Raw genomic sequence first — 18,725 nt, forward strand, 5'->3', positions numbered from 1 at the left:
CTGTCTTAGCAAAAAGGCCCGGTGAGGGGAATCCCCCGATCAGCGCAGCGCCATGAAATCCTTCAGCCGCGCCAGCCCCTCGTCGATATCCGCGGTGCTGCGGGCGTAGGAGAAACGCAAGGTGGTATGGCCGCGGGACGGATCGAAATCGAGCCCGGGGGTAACGGCAACGCCCGCCTGTTCGAGGATCTCGGCGGCAAACGCGCGGCTGTCGTCGGTGAGCTCCGACACATCCGCGTAAACATAGAAGGCACCATCGGGCGGCGCGATCCGGGTAAAGCCCGCCTCCGGCAGCCCCGCCAGCATGCGCGCGCGGTTCTCGCGGTAGACCTTCAGATTGGCCTGTAGCTCTTCTGTCGCGTCCATGGCCGCGAGGGCTGCAACCTGGCTGGCGTGGGGCGCGCAGATGAACATGTTCTGGGCGATCCGCTCGACCACGCGGATGTGATCCTCCGGCACCACCATCCAGCCCACACGCCACCCGGTCATGGAGAAATACTTGGAAAACGAGTTGATCACATGCACATCGTCGCTGATCTGCAGAGCGGTGACGGCCTTGGCCTCATATTCGATGCCGTGGTAGATCTCGTCCGAGATAAACGCGGCCCCTGCCCCTTGCATGGCGTCGATCAGCGCACAAAGCGCGGGCTTGTCCAGCATGGTGCCTGTCGGATTGGCGGGCGATGCCACCAGCAGACCGGCCAGATCCTGATCTTCCAGATCCCCCGGCGCGGGCTGATAGCGATGCGCGGCACTGGTAGGCAGATCGACGGCGGTGAGGTCCAGCGCGCGCAGGATCTGGCGGTAGCTGGGATAGCCCGGCGCGCCGATGCCGACCCGGTCCCCGGTGTCGAACAACGTCGTGAAGCTGAGCAGAAAGCCGCCCGAAGACCCCGGCGTGATCACCACCCGGTCAGGGCTCAGATCCACATCATACCACTCGCCATAGAGCCGTGCGATGCGGGCGCGCAGCGCTGGCAATCCCAAGGCCACGGTGTAGCCGAGCGCACCCTTCTCCATTGCCTGCGCGAGCGCCGCGGTCGCGGCGGCCGGCGCGCCGACGCCGGGCTGGCCCACCTCCATATGGATAATACGGCGGCCTTCCGCTTCGGCCCGGGCAGCGGCGGCCATCACATCCATCACAATGAAGGGATCGACGACGGATCGTCTTGAAGTACGCATCATTCCGTTCCAGTCTCCGTTTCATGCGTTTTCACCTGTTCTTTCGGGCAGCGTCAATCCCGGCCCTGCTGATCTGGCTGCTCAGCCTGCCTGTTGCGGCACAAAGTCTGCTGCGCGATGCGGATATCGAATATGGGCTGAAACAACTGGCGACCCCGGTCTTGAATGCCGCGGGGCTCAGCCCGAGCCGCGTCAAGGTGCTGGTGGTCAACGACAGCGGGCTCAACGCCTTCGTGGTCAGCAATGACGCGATTTTCATCAACTACGGTCTGATCAATCGCATGAACAACGCCCCCATGCTGCAGGCGGTGATCGCCCATGAGGCCGCCCATATCGCCAACGGTCATATCACGCGGCGCATGACGAATATGGCCAGCGCGCGTTCTGCCGCGGGGTTTGGCCTGGCGCTGGCGGCGGTCGCGGCCGCCTCGGGGGCGGGACGGGCTGCGGGCGGCATCGCTCTTGGCACCCAAAGCTCGGCCCAGGCACGTTTTTTCAAGCACACGAGGGCCGAAGAATCCTCCGCCGACCAATCCGCCATCCGCTTCATGAAGTCGAGCGGTGTAAACCCGCAGGGTATGGCCGATGTGCTGGCGCTCTTTCGGGGGCAAGAGGTGCTGGCGGAGCGGCGGCAGGACAGCTATCTGCGCAGCCATCCGCTGACGCGCGACCGGTTGCGCGCGGTAGAAGGCTATGTTGCCGCCTATGGTACGGATGTACCCGCCGATGCCACGGCGGCCTATTGGTTCGAACGGGTGCAGGGCAAGCTGAGCGCCTATACCCGCAGCCCCAAGTGGACCCTCGGCAGGTTGAAAGACAGCCCCTACCAGGACGTGCGGCTGCTGCGCGAGGCCATCGCCGAGCATCGTCAGTCGCGCACCAAACGCGCGCTTGATGCCATCGACAGGGCCATCGCCGGCCGCCCGAATGATCCCTTTCTGCACGACCAGCGCGGGCAAATCCTGCTAGAAACCCGGAACTTTCAGGCCGCCGCTGCCGCCTATGGGCGGGCGGTCAAACTGGCGCCCAATGACGCGCTGGTACTGTCGGGCTACGGCGGTGCGCTGCTGGCCGTGGGCGAGATCAGCCGGGCGCGGCAAGTGCTGGAAAAAGCGCGGGGGATCGATTTTCGCGATGGCTCCATGCTGCGGGATCTGTCGGTGGCTTATGCAAAGTCCGGTCAGACGGGCATGGCGGCCCTGATTACAGCGGAACGCTACGCGCTCCGGGGTCGGCTGGAGGACGCCGGCATTCACGCAAAACGCGCGGTGGGTCTGCTTGCTGCCGGCACCGCCCCTTGGCAACGCGCGCAGGATGTGTTGATTGCATCCGAACGCGCCGAAAAACGGAGATAACACATGATGAAACGCCTGGCCCTACCGGCTGCGCTCGCCCTCGGCTGCCTCACCGTCCCCGCCGCGGCCCTGGATCTCGAAAGCATGAGCGACGCAGAACGCGCGGCCTTTGGTGACGCCGTTCGCAGCTACCTGATGGAGAATCCACAGGTGATCATGGAAGCGGTTCAGGCGCTCGAAGATCAACAGGCCCAGGCGCAGGCCCAGGCAGACGTCAGCCTGGTTCAGGATCACGCCGAGGCTCTTTTCAACGACGGCTTTTCTTACGTGGGTGGCAACCCCGATGGCGACATCACGCTGGTGGAGTTCATGGACTACCGCTGCGGCTTTTGCAAACGCGCCTTCGGCGAGGTGGAGAAGCTGCTGGAGACAGACGGCAACATTCGCTTTGTGGTCAAGGAGTTCCCGATACTGGGCGAGCAATCTGTGCTGGCCTCGCGTTTTGCCATCGCGACACGGCAGATCGAAGGCGATGACGCCTACAAGTCCGTGCATGATGCGTTGATGGCGCTGAACGGCGACATCACCATGCCCGTGTTGCGCCGGTTGGCGGGCACCTATTCGCTGGATACGGACGCCATCGAGGCGCGGATGGACGCGCGGGAAGTGACCGAAGAGATCGCCGCCACCCGCGCGCTGGCACAGAACCTGCGCATCACCGGAACCCCGACCTTCGTGATGCAGGACGAGATGCTTCGCGGCTATCTGCCTTATGATCAGATGCGCGCCCTGCTGGAGGAAAAGCGCGACTTGTGACGCGGCGGTGGAAAGGCCTTCGAAGGCCTTTCGCCCGTGGTCTCTGTCGTGCCAGAATAGGCGCATGTCTTTTGTCCTTGAGGCCGGTCATTCTGCAGTCGGTGACAGCCTTGGTTGCGGAGTTGCCATTGCCGCAGGGGTCGTTGCTGGTCTTCGCGAAAAGAGAGCCTTGCATCGACTTCTGGCGATGCGCGACGGATCGCGCTGCGCTGACGTTTGATCTTGCGGTGAAAGATCTGGTCGCGACTGCTGTGTATTAGCTCATGATCTTTTTTCCCAAACTGACGACGTTCTGAGCCATTGGCGCCGATCCGGTGGGCTGTTTCATACCCGTCTTGTGAGAGCTTTGGTATCGCGTCTCCTGGCCCGGCACGGTTTTGTTGCGCACACCTGATGACGGTGGTGCTTCCTTTTTCCTTTGGGCGGAGCTGCCCTGTAAGAGCTATGCCAAGCGCGATATAGCGGTCCATGGCGGCACTGCGAGTTTGGATGTCTGCGATTTGCCTATCGGCATTCTTGGCCACGAAGCTTTGGCTCAGCAATGTCACGCAGCGCCTCTGTTATCGCGCAGAGATATGAAAAACATGGTTCCCCGAGGTTTCACATCTACGCGGCTTTGGCGGTGGTATCCGCCGCACCGTTCCCGAAAATCCGGCCAAGATCTGGCGGTGCGTTTGTTGCTTCGGTCCGGGCGATGATGGGCCTGCGTGGCGGAATGGGACCAAGGCTATCCTCTTTTGACACTCGCATCATGACACCTGCAGCTATCAAGGACGCCGCCTACGGTTACTGACGCCATGTCTTGAGCGGATGAGACTTCATCGGACAAATCGGGTAACATCGGTGCCTTCGTTGCCTGGCTGGCAATTACAGAGATGGTCCAACATAGCCGGTGATGACCTCAGTCGCCCCAAACTCCGATGTTTCCATGCCGATATTTATGTGTATCTAAAATCCTACTCGAGGGGTCGGCCCGACCACCGCCCGGCAGCGCCTCGGTATCTCGCCATGACAGGGGGCCAATAGCTTCGTCTCGCTCAAAAAGGAAACGTCACGTTCAGCGCTCGATGAAGACGACCCGGTGTGCGGCAATGGCGTAGGCACAAGTCAGTCTGACAAGCCCTAAGGGATTTCTTACCAACGCGGGCGTCTTCGAGAGCTGCATCCCCGACCTGCCCCCGGTTTTGGTGTAGCAGCGAGGCCCTAGCGTCATGAGCTGATCATGAAGAAGGAACCTCGGAGCGAAAATAAGATCCAATACAGACATCAGAATGTGCAGCGTGCCGCCGTCCGGCGACCCGGACCTGGCAGGATCAGGCCAGCCGTCTTTTGACGCCCGTGGTACCGCCCAGAAGTTCGTCGATCTGTGATTGTGCGACCGGCCGCGAATACAGAAAACCCTGCGCGAATTTTATGCCGAGCTCCTCAGCGACCCGGGCTTGCGGATCGCTTTCGATCCCTTCAACACAGACATCGGCACCAAGCGCATTTGCCAAAACACTCATCATCTTGATCATGGAGCGCTTGCGCCCGTCAGTCTCAATGCCGTCCACAAAGGTCTTGTCGATCTTGATCAGGTCGAAAGACAGCTGGTTGAGGTATTCCAGCGAAGAGTACCCTGTCCCGAAGTCATCCAGCGCGATCTGGATCCCCATCGCGCGGATCGTGGCGATCTGGCGGGCCGCTGTCTCAAAATTACCGATGACAGAGCTTTCAACGATCTCGATCTTGAGCAGTTCGGGCCGGATTTTCCGCTGCTTGAGCGCCTTTTCGAGACGCAGAGGCAGGTCCGTTTGCAGGATTTGTTGCGGCTCAAGGTTCACGGTCAGGAACAATCCGTCGTAAGGTGCTGCTCGGGTCGACCACTCGCCCAGCAGATCCAGCGCACGGTCCAGCATCCGCACACTGATTTGATCCATGACACTCAACCGTTCGGCCACGGAAATGAAGTCACCGGGCATGATGATACCTTGATCGGGGTGCTCCAGCCGGCAGAGTGTCTCAAACCCGCGAATGGTCGCCGCGCTGATATCGACGATCGGCTGGAAATGCGGAACGAACCAGTCCCGCTCCAACGCCATGCGGACCAGCTGCTCCATATTGGCATGGCTGCGTGCCGCGTCGATCTGATCGGCTGACAGCATGTTGGAGCGCACCCGCCGCAGCCGCGCCGCGCGATAGGACGTCCAGGCGTCGCGCATCACATCCGCAGCCGTATGGCCGGTCTTGCCGATGGGCATCGTCGCACCGATGGTGATGTCCAGCCAGACCCGTTGCCGCTTGGTCAGAACAGGTTTTTCGAACGCGCTCAGAAGGGGTGAGATGACGATCTCTTCCAGATCGCCGAAGAGCACCTCCCGTGGCACGACGGCAGCGTAGAAATCCCCCGAAAGATGCGCCAGATCCGCACCGAACGGCAGGCGTGACGACAATCGCTGCGCAATCGCACGCCGCAGCGATGACAGCTCCTCGCTGTCGACTTCATCGTTGACGGCATCAATGCGCGGCACGGCGATAACGAAGGCATAAAAGCTGAGGCCCGCCGTGATCATATCATCCAGCGCGGCCATCAGCGCCAGTTCGTTGGGCAGGCCCGTCAGGCTGTCGATGGAGCGCATCCGATGCACATCGGTCTGCGTTCCGGCCATAAATGTGGCGCGGCCGTTTTCGCCCCGATGGCAGCGCCCGCGGCACCACATCCACCGGTAGGTCCCGTCCGAGTGACGGATCCGGTAGTCTTCGCGCAAATGTGGTTTCACGCCCTGCAAATGTTCGCGCAGCGCTGCACGCAGCCGCTCCTCATCGTCGGGGTGAACGCGCGTCAGCCAGTCTTCGATACTGGTCAGCTCCTCCGCATCAAGCCCGACGAGTTCCGCCCATCTTTTCGAATATTCGACTGTGTTGTTGTCGAGATTCCAGAACCAGACGCCGTCGTTTGAGCCTTGCACCACAAGATCCAGCTTAAGCGTGCGTTCCTGCACCTTGCTTTCGAGATCCCCCGCCAGTTCGGACAGCGACCCGATATTGCGCCGGACGTTCTCCAACAGCGAGTTGATGAGAACTGTCAGCTTCTGAACCTGGAGGTTCTCCTCATCAGCGTCGACGGCAATTCGAATGTCGTAGTTGTCTGCGACGATCATACAAAGCTGGTCGGCAATCGCCTCCACCATCCGGTCCGTGCTGGATTTGGCGACAGCGCTGTCCTCTACCCGGACCGGCGCCGGGATGTCCGGGACCGGTGCAGGCATCGTCACGTCGTTGGCGCTAATTGCCTTTTGTGCTTTTTTCGGCATCGCAGTGCGCCTCACGCCCGCCGGTCCGAGACAGCGCTCGGATCTTTCGAGGCATACTGTGTCGGAACACCGTCAATGGCCGTCCACTTCACACGGATGCGGCAGGCATCGTCGCCCCTGTTGCGACAGGTCAGTTCCTCCAGCACGACCTCATCTCCGAAGCGGTGCGCGCAAGCCTCCACCAGCTTGATATAGAGGCCGCATAACTGGAGATGCGATCGGTACCGCACGATCAGATGGTGGTCGCTCTGCTCCTCGACGGTGAACTTGTCTTCCGTCTCGCTGCTGCCCTCGGGCGTGCGGGTGCCGGACGCCATCAAGGCGTGGATCTTTGCCTGCATGCGAACAAGATCTTCGGAGCTCTCTGCCATTTCGATAAACTTGGGGAAGACCTGCGCGATCACCTCAAAGAACCGGGCAGAGAACAGCTTGAACAAGGCATCTTCGGACAGGCCCGTGACCTCCAGCGTTGCCGCGATCAGACGCTGTGTCTCTTCATCCGGGTAGTGGCTGTCGATTCGGTAGACACGATCATTTGGGATCCCGGCCTTCAGAAACGCATCAAGCCGCAGTTCATCACCACCAGCCTCAAGCAAGCATTCGACGACCACTTTTTCAATGATACCGATCACACGGACTTCCCAAAGCACAGACCGGGAACATGCCGCAGAAGTCCTAAAATTCGGTTTTCACAAGATCGCATTGCTGGTCCGACCGCATCAGCGATCAGACCCTATCCCCGCTGCGCGTCGGTAGGCACTGCAAACGAGCGGTGACTAGCGAATGCGCTGTTCCGTCTTGACATCGAACACCATGGCACGGCGGCTTTCAAAGGTTACATCCACCGTCTCGCCTTCGGCGGCGCGGTCATCGCCGCGCTCTTCGACGATGATCCGCTCGCCGTTGGGTGTGTCGAGGTGAAGATAGCTGACCCCGCCCAGGGCTTCCGACAGTTCGGCATTCAGCGCACCCGTGCCGCGCCGCACCTCCAGGTGCTCCGGCCGCACCCCGAGGGTGACCGCTGTTCCGACCGGTGGCAACGTTACGTCAACGGGCACCGTCCGCCCCAGACCCGGCACCTCGACACCACCCTCCGCCACGGTGCCGTTGAGAAAGTTCATCGCGGGAGATCCGATGAACCCCGCCACGAACTTGTTGTCTGGATCGCGGTAGAGTTGCAGCGGCGCGCCGACCTGCTCGATCACACCGGCGCGCAGCACCACAATCTTGTCGGCCAAGGTCATCGCCTCGACCTGATCATGGGTCACGTAGATCATCGTGGCCCCGATTTCCTTGTGCAGCCGCGCGATCTCCACCCGCATCTCGACGCGCAACTCCGCATCGAGGTTGGAGAGTGGCTCGTCAAAGAGAAAAACCTCCGGTCCGCGCACGATCGCGCGCCCGATGGCCACGCGCTGACGCTGCCCGCCGGATAGCGCCTTGGGCTTGCGCTTGAGGTAGTCGTCCAGCTTGAGGATGTCGGAAGCCGCCTTGACCTTCTGCGAAATCTCCCCCTTCGGCACGCCGTTCATCTTGAGCCCGAAGCCCATGTTGTCCTCGACCGTCATATGCGGATAGAGCGCGTAGGTCTGGAACACCATGGCGACACCACGCTCCGACGGATCCATCCGGGTCACATCCCGCGTGCCGATGTGCATGGCGCCCTCGGTCGTCTCCTCCAGCCCCGCGATCATCCGCAGCAGGGTGGATTTGCCGCAACCGGAAGGGCCGACAAAGACGCAGAATTCGCCATCCTCGATGGCCAGGTCGATGCCGTGGATCACCTGTACGTCTCCGTAGCGCTTGATGGCTCCGTTCAAGGTAACGCCTGTCATGTTGTCATGCCCTCATATGTTGAAAATGCGTATCGGGGAACCGCCAGGCCTGCGCCTCATCGGCGATGGCCTGCGCCGTGCGGGCGAGCCGGGGGACAAGGTGCTCCAGCTCTTCAAGCGTGGTGCTGCTTAGCGCGCCGGTCACCGACATCGCGCCCAGAAGCCGCCGCCGCTCGGTCAATATCGGTTGTGCAATGCAAACAATGCCCGGCTCGTGTTCTTCACGGTCAAAGGCGTAGCCGCGCTTGCGGATCTCTTCGAGCTCGGCACAGAGCGTCTCGGGCGTCGTGTAGGTGTTGTCGGTGAAACGGTGAAACGACTGCTGCGCAAGCGCCTTGGCCAACTCTGGTTCCGGCAGGAAAGCCAGCATCGCCTTGCCGACACCCGTGCAGTAGGCAGGCCCCACCTTGCCAGCGGCTGAGAACATCTCGACCGGTTTGGCTGCGTTGCGCTTGTCCACGTAGAGCACCTGGGCATGATCCAGCTGCGCCAGATGCACGGTCTGCCCTGTCTCCGCGCTCAACCGGTCGATGAAGGGGCGCGCGATGGGCGCGAGTGAGCTTTGGGTCCAGGCGGCGTGGGCCAATCGCAGCAGACGCACGCCCAGTGTATAGGTCTGGTGATGCGGGTCATAAGCCAGCATGCCCTGGGAGGTCAGGGTCTGCAGAAAGCGGTAAAGCGTGGCTTTGGGGAACTGGCTCTCGGCGAGCAGCGTCGCGAACCGGACGGGCTTGCCATAGGCGGCCACCTGCTCCAACACATCCAACGCTTTTCCCACCGTGCCGTCGCCGGACATGGCTATCTCCTCCCTCATGGCGCCGACGCGCTCGCGCCCCCGACACCCCGTCATACTCGGGCCTGACCCGAGTATCTTCCGCCTCTCCCCTGGCGTATTGCTCAGCCCTTGGCGAAGAACACTGTTGACAGGGTAAGCAGATTGCGCTGTAGTTTTCAATATATAAAACCGGGTTCCACATAATGAAACTTCATGTGAGCCACCCGGCTGATGCGACTCGCACACGTACCTGAGGGAGGACACCATGCGTTTCACCACCAAGACAATGCTCATGGCATTGGCGGGATCGACCCTGCTTGCCGGCACCGCAACGGCGGAGCTGACAGGCGATCTGAAGATCTTTCTGGACACATCGAACCCCGCGCCGCGGGCGACGATGGAACAGATGATCAGCGATTTCCAAGGGCTGCACCCGGATCTGAACATCGAGACAACGATCATCGACCGTGATGCCTACAAGACGCAGATCCGGAACTTCCTGACGGCAGATGCACCGGATGTGGCAACCTGGTATGCTGCGAACCGCATGACCCCCTTTGTCGAGGCCGGTCTGTTCGAGGACGTCTCTGATTTGTGGGAAGAGCCCGAAATCGCCGAGGCGCTTGCCTCCACCAAGGGGGCGATGACCATCGACGACAAGCAGTGGGGCGTACCCTATACCTACTACCAGTGGGGAATCTACTACCGCAAAGACATCTACGACGAATTGGGGCTGAGCGAGCCCGCGAACTTCGAAGAGATGAAGTCGAACTGTCAGGCTGTGATCGACTCCGGCCGCAAGTGCTATACCATCGGCACAAAGTTCCTGTGGACGGCTGGCGGCTGGTTCGACTACCTGAATATGCGGACCCACGGCTTTGATTTCCATATGGATTTGGCGCAGGGCAACGTGAAGTGGACCGACGACCGGGTGCGCGAGACCTTTGCCAACTGGCGTGAGCTGATCGACATGGGCGCCTTTGTCGAAAACCACCAGAACTACAGCTGGCAGGAATCCCTGCCCTTCCTTGTCAACGGCGAGGCGGCGTCGATCCTCAAAGGCAACTTCGCCGTGGCACCGCTGCGCGAGGCTGGTTTGGACGACGACAAGCTCGACTTCTACCAGTTCCCCACGATCACCGACGGGATCGCACTGGCCGAGGATGCGCCGACCGATACGTTCCACATTCCGGCCAAGGCTCAGAACAAGGAAGCGGCCCGCGAATTCCTGCGCTATCTGGTGTCGGCCAATGTTCAGACCGAGATCAACAACGGCGAAAATCTCGGGCAGTTGCCGGTGAACTCCAAGGCATCCGTGGATGACGACAAGTTCCTGAACGAAGGGTTCACCATGCTGTCGGAGAACAGCCCCGGTGGTGTGGCGCAGTTTTTCGACCGCGACTTCCCGGCGGAAATGGCCAATGAAGCGATGCAGGGTCTGCAGGAATTCATGGTATTTCCGGACAACCTCGACGATATCCTGAACCGCCTGGATAAGGTGCAGGAGCGCGTCTACCAATAAACAATCGGCTGGCCGGGCGGCGCTCAGACGCCCGGCCAGTCGCCCCCTCCGCGACCCATCCGCCAGCGAGACAGAGCCGTTGACGAATGCGCCGCGACTATCCCATCGCACGACGGAGGAGATGCGCCGATGACCGCCATAGATCCCACGATTGCCGCCGCGAAATCGCAGCGCGGCTGGTACAAGCGCAACGAGATTGCGGTCACGCCATGGTTGTTCCTGGCACCTGCCATCCTGTTTTTTGTCTTCTACGTTGTCTGGCCGATCTATCAGTCGATCGCGATTTCCTTCTACGACTGGGATGGGCTGGGCGAGGCGCGCTTTGTCGGCATGGACAACTATGCGGAGCTGATGGACGACAGCGCCTTTGAGGTGTCGTTGTGGAACAACCTCAAGTGGTTGCTGTTCTACCTTCTGGCGATCCCCGGAGGGCTCTTTATCGCGCTCTTTCTGAACCAGACGGTCACGGGGATCCGGATCTACAAATCGCTATTCTTCTTTCCCTTCGTGTTGAGCCAGGTCGTCGTGGGGCTGGTCTTTTCATGGTTCTACCTGCCCAACGAGGGGCTGTTGAACACCGTGCTTGGGGTTTTCGGCATGGGACCTATCAACGTGCTGGGCGATCCGACACTTGCCACCTACGGCATCATTGCGGCCGGGCTCTGGCCGCAGACGGCCTATTGCATGATCCTCTATCTCACGGGCCTAAACGCGGTTGATCCCGAACAGATCGAGGCCGGGCGGCTCGATGGTGCCAAGGGCTGGCGGATGCTGTGGTTTATCATTATCCCGCAGCTGAAGCCTGCAACCTTCATCGCCTTTGTGGTGACCATCATCGGCGCGTTGCGCTCCTTTGATCTGATCTCCGTGATGACCAACGGGGGGCCCTTTGGTCAGACCCGGGTCCTGAGTTTCTACATGTTTGAGAAGGCGCTGTCGGAATACGGCTTCCGCATGGGGTATGGCGCGGCCATCGCAGTGGTGCTGTTCCTGATCATGCTGGTCTTTATCGCCTATTTCCTATGGTCCATGTGGTCCGAGGAGCGGGGCCGGTGAGCCATCAAAAGAGATTTTATACCTCCGGTGGGAGTTTATCCGGCAAGATGACGGGGGAGCGATCATGACCAGGGAGGCATTTGACGCGCTCTGTGCCGTGCATCCCGGGGCGGTTCTGTCGGGCCCGGGCGAGCTCGACGCGTGGAAAGTGGGCGGCAAGATGTTTGCCTGTTTCGGACATACGGATAATCGCGCCGAAAATGACGATCATGTGGTGGTGCGCTGTGCCGATGCGGAGATGGCCCGTGTGCTGATTGACAGCGGTGTCGCAGGAAAGCCCGCGTATTTTCGCGGTGCCTGGGTGCGGCTGGATTTGCCGAGCCTGCCTGCCGACGAGGCCCGCCACCGCGTGGCCGTATCCTACGATGCCGTCCGGGCCGGATTGACCAAGAAGGCCCAAGCCGCCCTGCCCCAACGCCAGGAGATCTGAGATGTTTCCAACACCCATCGAGAAAGGCTCCCGGACCTGGCAGCTGACCTATCAGTCGCTGTTGCCCATGGCATTGATCCTGTGGTTGTTGCCGCTGATTGCGGTTGCGATCTTCTCCGTCAAGCCTGCGGTGGATTTCACCCAAGGCAACTACTGGGGGATGCCATCGTCTTTCGAGCTGGTGAACAACTACGGTCAGGTGTTTTTCAACTCCGACATGCCGCGGTACATGCTGAATTCCATGCTGATCACCGTGCCGACGGTCATCGGGGCGGTCACGCTTTCCTGTCTGGCGGGATTTGCGCTCGGCATTTACAAGTTCAAGTCGAACATTTGGGTTTTCTTCATGTTCGTGGCGGGTAACTTCGTTCCATTCCAGATCCTGATGGTGCCCGTGCGCGACCTGACGCTCGACATGGGGCTTTACAACACCAAGACGGGGTTGGTCTTGTTCCATGTGGCGTTCCAGACGGGGTTTTGCACGCTATTCATGCGCAATTTCATCCGGGCGCTGCCGTTCCAGTTGATCGAGGCGGCGCGGGTCGAGGGGATCGCGGAGTGGAAGATCTTCTGGTATGTGGTCATTCCGCTGATGAAACCCGCGATTGCGGCACTCAGCGTGCTGATCTTTACCTTCATCTGGAATGATTACTTCTGGGCTGTGGTTCTGACCCAGGGCCCAGAAAGCCAGCCTGTCACAGCCGGGATCACCTCTTTCAATGCGCAGTTCCGGGCCGCGTATCACCTGATGAGCGCGGGCTCCATTGTTGCCGCCCTGCCGCCGGTGCTGATGTTCTTTGCCATGCAAAAACACTTCATCGCGGGACTGACCCTCGGGGCCGTCAAGTAACCCTCAATCACGAGACAAGACAAGACATGACAAAGATCACGATGATCGGGGCGGGATCCACCGTCTTCATGAAGAACCTCATTGGCGATGCGCTGAGCAAGCCCGCGCTGCGAGAAGCGCATATCGCGTTGATGGATATTGATGCGCAGCGGCTCGCGCAGTCCGAGCTGGTGGCGCGAAAGCTGGTGATGAGCTTGGGCGCGAGCGCCAGTGTCACGACACATACCAACCAGCGCGAGGCGCTGGAGAGGGCGGATTTCGTGATCGTGGCGTTCCAGATCGGCGGGTTCGAGCCTGCGACACGGATCGATTTCGACATCCCCAACCGCTACGGTCTGCGCCAGACCATTGCAGATACGCTGGGTATCGGCGGCATCATGCGCGGTTTACGGACGGTACCGCATCTGTGGTCTATCGCCGACGACATGGCCGCGGTCTGCCCCGATGCGCTGATGCTGCAATACGTGAACCCGATGGCCATCAATACCTGGGCATTGACCTCGCGTTACCCTCGGCTCAAGCAGGTGGGCCTGTGCCATTCCGTGCAAAACACCGTCGAGGAGCTGGCGCTGGATCTGGAGATGGACGAGGCATCGCTGCGCTATCGGGTGGGTGGCATCAATCACGTGGCATTCCTGCTGGAGCTGACCGACCGGGATGGCAACGATCTTTATCCTGCGATGCGGGCCGGCTACCGCGCGGGCAAGATCCCGCTGGAGAGCCGCTGGAACCCACGCTGCCCCAATCTGGTCCGCTACGAGACCTTCATGCATCTGGGATACTTTGGCACCGAGTCCTCCGAGCATTTTGCCGAATACGTGCCCTGGTTCATTAAATCGCACCGGCCCGATCTGATCGAACGCTTCCGCATCCCGCTCGACGAATACCCGACCCGCTGTGCCGAGCAGGTCAGCGCATGGGAAAGGCAATACCGCGATTTGCAGCAGGCCGAGCGGATCGAGCACACTGTCTCCAACGAATATGCTGCGACCATCATGGACAGCATCGTGACGGGCACGCCGTCGGTGGTCTATGGCAATGTGGCGAACACCGGACTGATCCCGCAGCTGCCTACAGGGGCTGCCGTCGAGGTGCCCTGTCTGGTGGATACAAACGGGCTGCAGCCCACGGTCGTGGACGATATTCCGCCGCATCTGCTGGCAGTGATGAACACCTCCGTGAACGTCCAGCAGCTCACCGTCGAGGCGCTGTTGACCGAGAACGTGGAACACATCTATCACGCCGCCTACATGGATCCCCGCACGGCTGCCGAGCTGGATCTGAGCCAGATCAAATCGCTGGTGGATGATCTGTTGGTGGCGCATGGTGACTGGTTGCCCGGCTGGGCCCGCCGGTCGCGCGCGGCCTGACGGTTTTGAGATTTCCTCTCTTCGGCAAAGGTCCGATATGACACGCAATGCGACTTTTAACGACCTCGACGGAGCTTCTGTCTACATTACGGGCGGCGGCTCCGGCATCGGGGCGGACCTGACCGACGGGTTTCTGGCACAAGGGGCCAAGGTCGCCTTTATCGGGCGGTCCGACGCCAGCGGATTTGTCGAGGAGATGGGCGAGAAGCACGGGGTCAAACCGCTCTTCTTTCAGGGGGATATCACCGATACCGAGGCGCTGCACCGAAGCATCGCGGCAGCGGCGGAGGCACATGGCCCGGTGGATGCGCTCGTGTCCAACGCGGCCAATGATAAACGGCACAGCTGGGCGGAGATCAGTCCCGACGAATGGGACCAGTTGATGGCCGTCAACCTCAAGGCCTACTTCTTTGCGGCCCAGGCTGTGGCCCCCGCAATGCAGGCGCGTGGGTCAGGGTCCATCATCAACTTCAGCTCCATCAGCTACATGATGGGCAATGCGGGCTACCCAGCCTATACGGCAGCGAATGGCGGTATCACCGCACTGACCCGCAGCCTGGCGCGCGAGCTTGGACCCGATGGCATTCGCGTCAATGCGCTGGCGCCCGGCTGGGTGTTGACCGACAAGCAGTTGGACAAATGGGCCACGCCCGAAGGGCTGGCAGCGCATCTGGACCGCCAGTGCCTCAAGACGCATCTCGCGCCGCAGGACATCGTGGAGGCGGTGCTGTTTCTGGCCTCCAGGACCAGCCGCATGATGACGGGCCAGTGCATGGTGGTCGACGGCGGTGTGGTAACCACCGGATGAGCGACACCCCCACACCGGAGTGGATTGCCGTCGACTGGGGCACGACGCACCTGCGCGCGTTTGCGATGCGGGATGCGACGGTGCTTGCGCGATCGGTCTCCCAGGACGGTATGGGCAGGCTTGACCGAACAGGGTTCGAACCTGCGCTGATGGCGCTGGTCGGCCCATGGCTGAGCGCCGGCCCGGTTCCGGTGATCGCCTGCGGCATGGTCGGCTCTCGTCAGGGATGGGTAGAGGCGCCCTACCGCGAGGTTCCTTGTGTCCCGCTGGATCCGACTCTCACCCCTGCCCCGGTCACGGGCGATCTTGCGGTGCATGTGCTGGGCGGTCTGTCGCAAAGGCGGCCCGCGGACGTCATGCGCGGGGAGGAGACGCAGATCGCGGGGTTCCTCGCGCTCAACCCCGGCTGGGACGGTGTGCTGTGCTTGCCCGGGACCCACACTAAATGGGTCCATCTGAGCGCGGGTGAGGTCGTCAGCTTTCAGACCTTCATGACCGGCGAGATCTTTGCCTTGCTGAGCGGTCACTCTGTGCTGCGTCATTCGCTGACGACCGATGGATTTGACGCGGAGGCTTTCGATACCGCAGTCAGCGACGCCATGGGTCACCCCGAACGGTTTGCCGCGAAACTCTTTAGCCTGCGCGCGGGTCATCTGCTGCACGGCACGCAGGACGCAGCCATCCGGGGCGCGCTGTCGGGGGTGCTGATCGGGGCGGAGCTCGCCGCCGCGCGGCACTATTGGCTGGGCCAGAACATCGCCATTCTCGGCATGGGTGATCAGGCGCAGGCCTACCAGCGCGCATTGCGCCCGCAGGGGATCGAGGCGATGCTGGTCGATACCGAAAGAGCCACTCTGGCAGGCCTGACCGCCGCCTATCGCACCCAGAAAGAACGCGCATGACATTGCCCATCATCGCCATTCTGCGGGGGATCACGCCCGCGGAAGCCGAAGCCATCGGCGCCGCACTCATCGCCGCCGGGATCACCCAGATCGAGGTGCCGCTGAACTCGCCCGATCCCTTGCGGAGCATCGGCACACTTGCTGCAACCTTTGGCCAGCGGGCGCTGGTCGGCGCAGGCACCGTCCTGACCGTTCCAGAGGTTGAAGCAGTGGCAAAGGCGGGTGGCAAGCTTATCGTCTCTCCGAATTGTGACACGGCGGTGATCCGCGTCAGCAAGTCGCTGGGACTGCACAGCTGGCCCGGTGTCTTTACCCCGACAGAGGCGCTCGCGGCGCTGCAGGCGGGTGCCGACGGGCTCAAGCTCTTTCCCGGCACCATGGCGGGGCCTGCAGGTCTAGCAGCCATGCGCGCGATATTGCCCGAAGGCACACGGGTCTTTGCCGTCGGCGGCGCGGGTCCCGAGAATTTCGCCGATTGGATCGCGGCTGGCGCGGATGGGTTCGGCATCGGATCTGCCATCTACAAACCCGGCATGAGCGTGGCGGATGTGGCAGACCGCGCGCGGACCATCGTGGCCGCCTACACTGCGGCATCTGCGTGACAGGACCTTTGCAGCGCGCGCTTGGCGTTTGCTACTACCCAGAACACTGGCCGGAGGACATGTGGGCCCGGGACGCCGCAGAGATGGTCGCCACGGGTATCACCTGGGTCCGGATCGGTGAGTTTGCCTGGAGCAGGCTGGAGCCGGACCCGGGCCGTTTCACCTTTGACTGGCTGGACCGGGCCATCGATGTCCTGTCGTCTGCGGGCCTCAAGATCGTGCTCGGCACGCCGACCTGCACGCCGCCGCGCTGGATGCTGGAGCGCTTCCCCGACATGCTGGCACGGGATGCCTCCGGTCAGCTGCGCAAGTTCGGGTCGCGCAGGCACTACTGCTTCAGCCACGCGGGCTACCGCGCCGCCAGCGCTGACATCGCTGCGGTTCTGGGCGACCGCTACGGGCGCGATGCGCGCATCCACGCCTGGCAGATCGACAATGAATACGGCTGTCACGACACCATCCTGTCCTACTCCGAGGCCGCGCGCGACGCGTTTCGCCTCTGGCTGCGCGACCGGTACGGCGAGATCACAGCGCTGAACGAAGCCTGGGGCAATGTCTTCTGGTCGATGGAATACCGCGATTTCGACGAGATCGAGTTGCCCAACCTGACCGTAACTCAGGCCAACCCAAGCCACGACATGGCCTTTCGCCGCTTCAGTTCAGATCAGGTGGTGGCCTATCACACCGCGCAGGCCGACGTGCTGCGCGCACGGACCGACGCACCCCTGCTGCACAACTACATGGGCAGGGTGCTGGAGTTCGATCACTTCGACGTGGGTGCCAGCCTCGATATTGCCACATGGGACAGCTATCCCATCGGGTTCCTCTCTGACCGGCTGGAAGGCACGGCAGAGCACAAGGCCCGCTTTCTTCAGCAGGGCGACCCGGACATGCAGGCCTTTCATCACGATCTCTACCGCGCGGTCGGGCGCGACGGCCGCTGGTGGGTGATGGAGCAGCAGCCAGGGCCGGTAAACTGGGCGCCGCATAATCCTGCGCCGCTGCCCGGCATGGTCCGGCTGTGGAGCTGGGAGGCTTTTGCCCACGGGGCCGAGGTCGTGAGCTATTTCCGCTGGCGTCAGGCTCCTTTCGCGCAGGAGCAGATGCACGCGGGGCTCAAGCGGCCCGACAACGCCGCCGCCCCCGGTCTGGCCGAAGTTGCCCGGGTGGCGCGGGAGATCGCACAGATGCCGGATGCGGGCACTGCCGCGGCCCGTGTCGCGCTGATCTTTGACTACCCCTCCGCCTGGGCGTGGGACGTGCTTCCGCAAGGTACCGGCTTCAGCTACTTCCGTCTGATGCTTGACGCCTATCGCGCGCTCCGGCGCCGCGGGCTGTCGGTTGATATCGTGCCGTCCTCTACGAGCGATCTGTCGGGTTACGCGTTGGCGCTGGCACCCGGGCTGGCATCAATGCCCGATGCCCTTTGTGCGGCGCTGGCGGGACGCACCGCTCTGGTCGGCCCGCGCAGCAACGCGGTGACGGACGAGCTTTGCATCCCTGATCCCATGGGTCCTTCCCTGCCCGGCCTTGATGTGACAGCCACCCGGGTTGAGAGCCTGCCGCCCACCCACGAGCGACCCGTCAAAGGGGGTGGCAGCGTCGGTCTGTGGTGCGAGACGCTGGAAGGGACGGCGGAGTGCCTCTTTGAGACGGAGGCAGGCGCGCCGGTTCTCATTGGCGATGGCACCCTGCACTACCTTGGATCCTGGCCAGATGCGGCGCTTTGGGACAGGATCATTCGTGCGCTTGCCGCGAAGGCGGATCTGGACGTCGAAGACCTTCCCGAAGGGCTGCGCCTGCGTGACACCCCCAGCCACCGGTTCGTGTTCAACTACGGATCAAAGCCGGTTGCCTACAAGGATCAAGTGGTTGAACCCGCCGATGTCGTGTGGTGGCCACACGCGTCTTGCTAAAGAGATAGGTCTGCCTGCAAGGCCCGACAGCCGCGTTGTCGTGCGCCGGGAAACCTCCCGGGTTGGAAGTGCC

At 61.8% G+C, this 18,725-nt stretch carries 17 protein-coding genes; 11 read left to right on the plus strand and 6 right to left on the minus strand.

Features of this window, described 5'->3' with window-relative positions:
- Window positions 1–39 precede the first annotated feature (39 nt).
- Window positions 40–1,182, minus strand: a complete 1,143-nt coding sequence (locus Q1A53_RS02090) for an aminotransferase class I/II-fold pyridoxal phosphate-dependent enzyme (RefSeq protein WP_299963054.1) — start codon at window positions 1,180–1,182, stop codon at window positions 40–42.
- A 23-nt stretch (window positions 1,183–1,205) separates the two neighbouring features.
- Here Q1A53_RS02090 and Q1A53_RS02095 point away from each other — a divergent pair, with 23 nt between their 5' ends.
- Together Q1A53_RS02095 and Q1A53_RS02100 are read left to right on the plus strand one after the other, a co-directional pair.
- Complete coding sequence (locus Q1A53_RS02095) at window positions 1,206–2,537, plus strand: M48 family metalloprotease (protein WP_299962444.1); 1,332 nt, start codon at window positions 1,206–1,208, stop codon at window positions 2,535–2,537.
- Between the two features lie 3 nt (window positions 2,538–2,540).
- Window positions 2,541–3,293 carry a DsbA family protein gene (locus Q1A53_RS02100; RefSeq protein ID WP_299962446.1) on the plus strand — a complete coding sequence of 251 codons (753 nt, stop codon included), beginning with the start codon at window positions 2,541–2,543 and terminating at the stop codon, window positions 3,291–3,293.
- Here the strand turns inward: Q1A53_RS02100 and Q1A53_RS02105 are convergent.
- The 5 genes from Q1A53_RS02105 to Q1A53_RS02125 form a co-directional block, all read right to left on the minus strand.
- The gene (locus Q1A53_RS02105; RefSeq protein WP_299962448.1) at window positions 3,254–3,841 is read right to left on the minus strand and encodes a hypothetical protein; all 588 of its coding nucleotides are present in this window, start codon (window positions 3,839–3,841) and stop codon (window positions 3,254–3,256) included. The genes Q1A53_RS02100 and Q1A53_RS02105 overlap by 40 nt on opposite strands.
- A gap of 765 nt (window positions 3,842–4,606) precedes the next feature.
- Entirely contained in the window at window positions 4,607–6,541 is a 1,935-nt protein-coding gene (locus Q1A53_RS02110) for a bifunctional diguanylate cyclase/phosphodiesterase (protein ID WP_299962450.1), read from the minus strand.
- A gap of 56 nt (window positions 6,542–6,597) precedes the next feature.
- Entirely contained in the window at window positions 6,598–7,218 is a 621-nt protein-coding gene (locus Q1A53_RS02115; RefSeq protein ID WP_299962452.1) for a heme NO-binding domain-containing protein, read from the minus strand.
- A 144-nt stretch (window positions 7,219–7,362) separates the two neighbouring features.
- Entirely contained in the window at window positions 7,363–8,421 is a 1,059-nt protein-coding gene (ugpC, locus tag Q1A53_RS02120) for a sn-glycerol-3-phosphate ABC transporter ATP-binding protein UgpC (protein ID WP_299962454.1), read from the minus strand.
- Window positions 8,422–8,425: 4 nt separating this feature from the next.
- Window positions 8,426–9,217, minus strand: coding sequence for an IclR family transcriptional regulator (locus Q1A53_RS02125; protein WP_299963056.1), 792 nt, complete (start codon window positions 9,215–9,217; stop codon window positions 8,426–8,428).
- A gap of 244 nt (window positions 9,218–9,461) precedes the next feature.
- Between Q1A53_RS02125 and Q1A53_RS02130 the strand changes: the two genes are divergently transcribed.
- The 9 genes from Q1A53_RS02130 to Q1A53_RS02170 all read left to right on the plus strand — a co-directional run bounded on the left by Q1A53_RS02130 (window position 9,462) and on the right by Q1A53_RS02170 (window position 18,652).
- Window positions 9,462–10,718 (plus strand): ABC transporter substrate-binding protein, encoded by a 1,257-nt coding sequence (locus Q1A53_RS02130; protein WP_299962455.1) that lies wholly within the window; start codon window positions 9,462–9,464, stop codon window positions 10,716–10,718.
- 129 nt (window positions 10,719–10,847) lie between these two features.
- Window positions 10,848–11,774 carry a sugar ABC transporter permease gene (locus tag Q1A53_RS02135; RefSeq protein WP_299962456.1) on the plus strand — a complete coding sequence of 309 codons (927 nt, stop codon included), beginning with the start codon at window positions 10,848–10,850 and terminating at the stop codon, window positions 11,772–11,774.
- A gap of 64 nt (window positions 11,775–11,838) precedes the next feature.
- Complete coding sequence (locus tag Q1A53_RS02140; protein ID WP_299962458.1) at window positions 11,839–12,204, plus strand: MmcQ/YjbR family DNA-binding protein; 366 nt, start codon at window positions 11,839–11,841, stop codon at window positions 12,202–12,204.
- A gap of 1 nt (window position 12,205) precedes the next feature.
- Window positions 12,206–13,054, plus strand: coding sequence for a carbohydrate ABC transporter permease (locus Q1A53_RS02145; protein ID WP_299962460.1), 849 nt, complete (start codon window positions 12,206–12,208; stop codon window positions 13,052–13,054).
- A 26-nt stretch (window positions 13,055–13,080) separates the two neighbouring features.
- Complete coding sequence (locus tag Q1A53_RS02150) at window positions 13,081–14,424, plus strand: alpha-glucosidase/alpha-galactosidase (protein WP_299962461.1); 1,344 nt, start codon at window positions 13,081–13,083, stop codon at window positions 14,422–14,424.
- Window positions 14,425–14,461: 37 nt separating this feature from the next.
- The gene (locus Q1A53_RS02155; RefSeq protein WP_299962463.1) at window positions 14,462–15,232 is read left to right on the plus strand and encodes an SDR family oxidoreductase; all 771 of its coding nucleotides are present in this window, start codon (window positions 14,462–14,464) and stop codon (window positions 15,230–15,232) included.
- Window positions 15,229–16,134, plus strand: coding sequence for a 2-dehydro-3-deoxygalactonokinase (locus Q1A53_RS02160; RefSeq protein ID WP_299962465.1), 906 nt, complete (start codon window positions 15,229–15,231; stop codon window positions 16,132–16,134). The genes Q1A53_RS02155 and Q1A53_RS02160 overlap by 4 nt, the downstream gene beginning before the upstream one ends.
- On the plus strand, window positions 16,131–16,736 hold the full coding sequence (locus Q1A53_RS02165; RefSeq protein WP_299962467.1) for a 2-dehydro-3-deoxy-6-phosphogalactonate aldolase: 606 nt from the start codon (window positions 16,131–16,133) through the stop codon (window positions 16,734–16,736). Before Q1A53_RS02160 ends, Q1A53_RS02165 begins: the two co-directional genes overlap by 4 nt.
- A complete protein-coding gene (locus Q1A53_RS02170) occupies window positions 16,733–18,652 on the plus strand; it encodes a beta-galactosidase (protein ID WP_299962469.1) in 1,920 nt (639 codons plus the stop codon). The genes Q1A53_RS02165 and Q1A53_RS02170 overlap by 4 nt, the downstream gene beginning before the upstream one ends.
- The last annotated feature ends 73 nt before the right edge of the window (window positions 18,653–18,725 follow it).

This window comes from uncultured Roseobacter sp. (assembly GCF_947496515.1).
In the GTDB taxonomy this organism is placed as follows: domain Bacteria; phylum Pseudomonadota; class Alphaproteobacteria; order Rhodobacterales; family Rhodobacteraceae; genus Roseobacter.

Bases quoted from the DNA above. Each gene is read 5' to 3' on its own strand.
- Q1A53_RS02090 (WP_299963054.1), bottom strand. From the start codon at position 1,182: ATGCGTACTTCAAGACGATCCGTCGTCGATCCCTTCATTGTGATGGAT.
- Q1A53_RS02095 (WP_299962444.1), top strand. From the start codon at position 1,206: ATGCGTTTTCACCTGTTCTTTCGGGCAGCGTCAATCCCGGCCCTGCTG.
- Q1A53_RS02100 (WP_299962446.1), top strand. From the start codon at position 2,541: ATGATGAAACGCCTGGCCCTACCGGCTGCGCTCGCCCTCGGCTGCCTC.
- Q1A53_RS02110 (WP_299962450.1), bottom strand. From the start codon at position 6,541: ATGCCTGCACCGGTCCCGGACATCCCGGCGCCGGTCCGGGTAGAGGAC.
- ugpC (WP_299962454.1), bottom strand. From the start codon at position 8,421: ATGACAGGCGTTACCTTGAACGGAGCCATCAAGCGCTACGGAGACGTA.
- Q1A53_RS02125 (WP_299963056.1), bottom strand. From the start codon at position 9,217: ATGTCCGGCGACGGCACGGTGGGAAAAGCGTTGGATGTGTTGGAGCAG.
- Q1A53_RS02130 (WP_299962455.1), top strand. From the start codon at position 9,462: ATGCGTTTCACCACCAAGACAATGCTCATGGCATTGGCGGGATCGACC.
- Q1A53_RS02135 (WP_299962456.1), top strand. From the start codon at position 10,848: ATGACCGCCATAGATCCCACGATTGCCGCCGCGAAATCGCAGCGCGGC.
- Q1A53_RS02140 (WP_299962458.1), top strand. From the start codon at position 11,839: ATGACCAGGGAGGCATTTGACGCGCTCTGTGCCGTGCATCCCGGGGCG.
- Q1A53_RS02145 (WP_299962460.1), top strand. From the start codon at position 12,206: ATGTTTCCAACACCCATCGAGAAAGGCTCCCGGACCTGGCAGCTGACC.
- Q1A53_RS02150 (WP_299962461.1), top strand. From the start codon at position 13,081: ATGACAAAGATCACGATGATCGGGGCGGGATCCACCGTCTTCATGAAG.
- Q1A53_RS02155 (WP_299962463.1), top strand. From the start codon at position 14,462: ATGACACGCAATGCGACTTTTAACGACCTCGACGGAGCTTCTGTCTAC.
- Q1A53_RS02160 (WP_299962465.1), top strand. From the start codon at position 15,229: ATGAGCGACACCCCCACACCGGAGTGGATTGCCGTCGACTGGGGCACG.
- Q1A53_RS02165 (WP_299962467.1), top strand. From the start codon at position 16,131: ATGACATTGCCCATCATCGCCATTCTGCGGGGGATCACGCCCGCGGAA.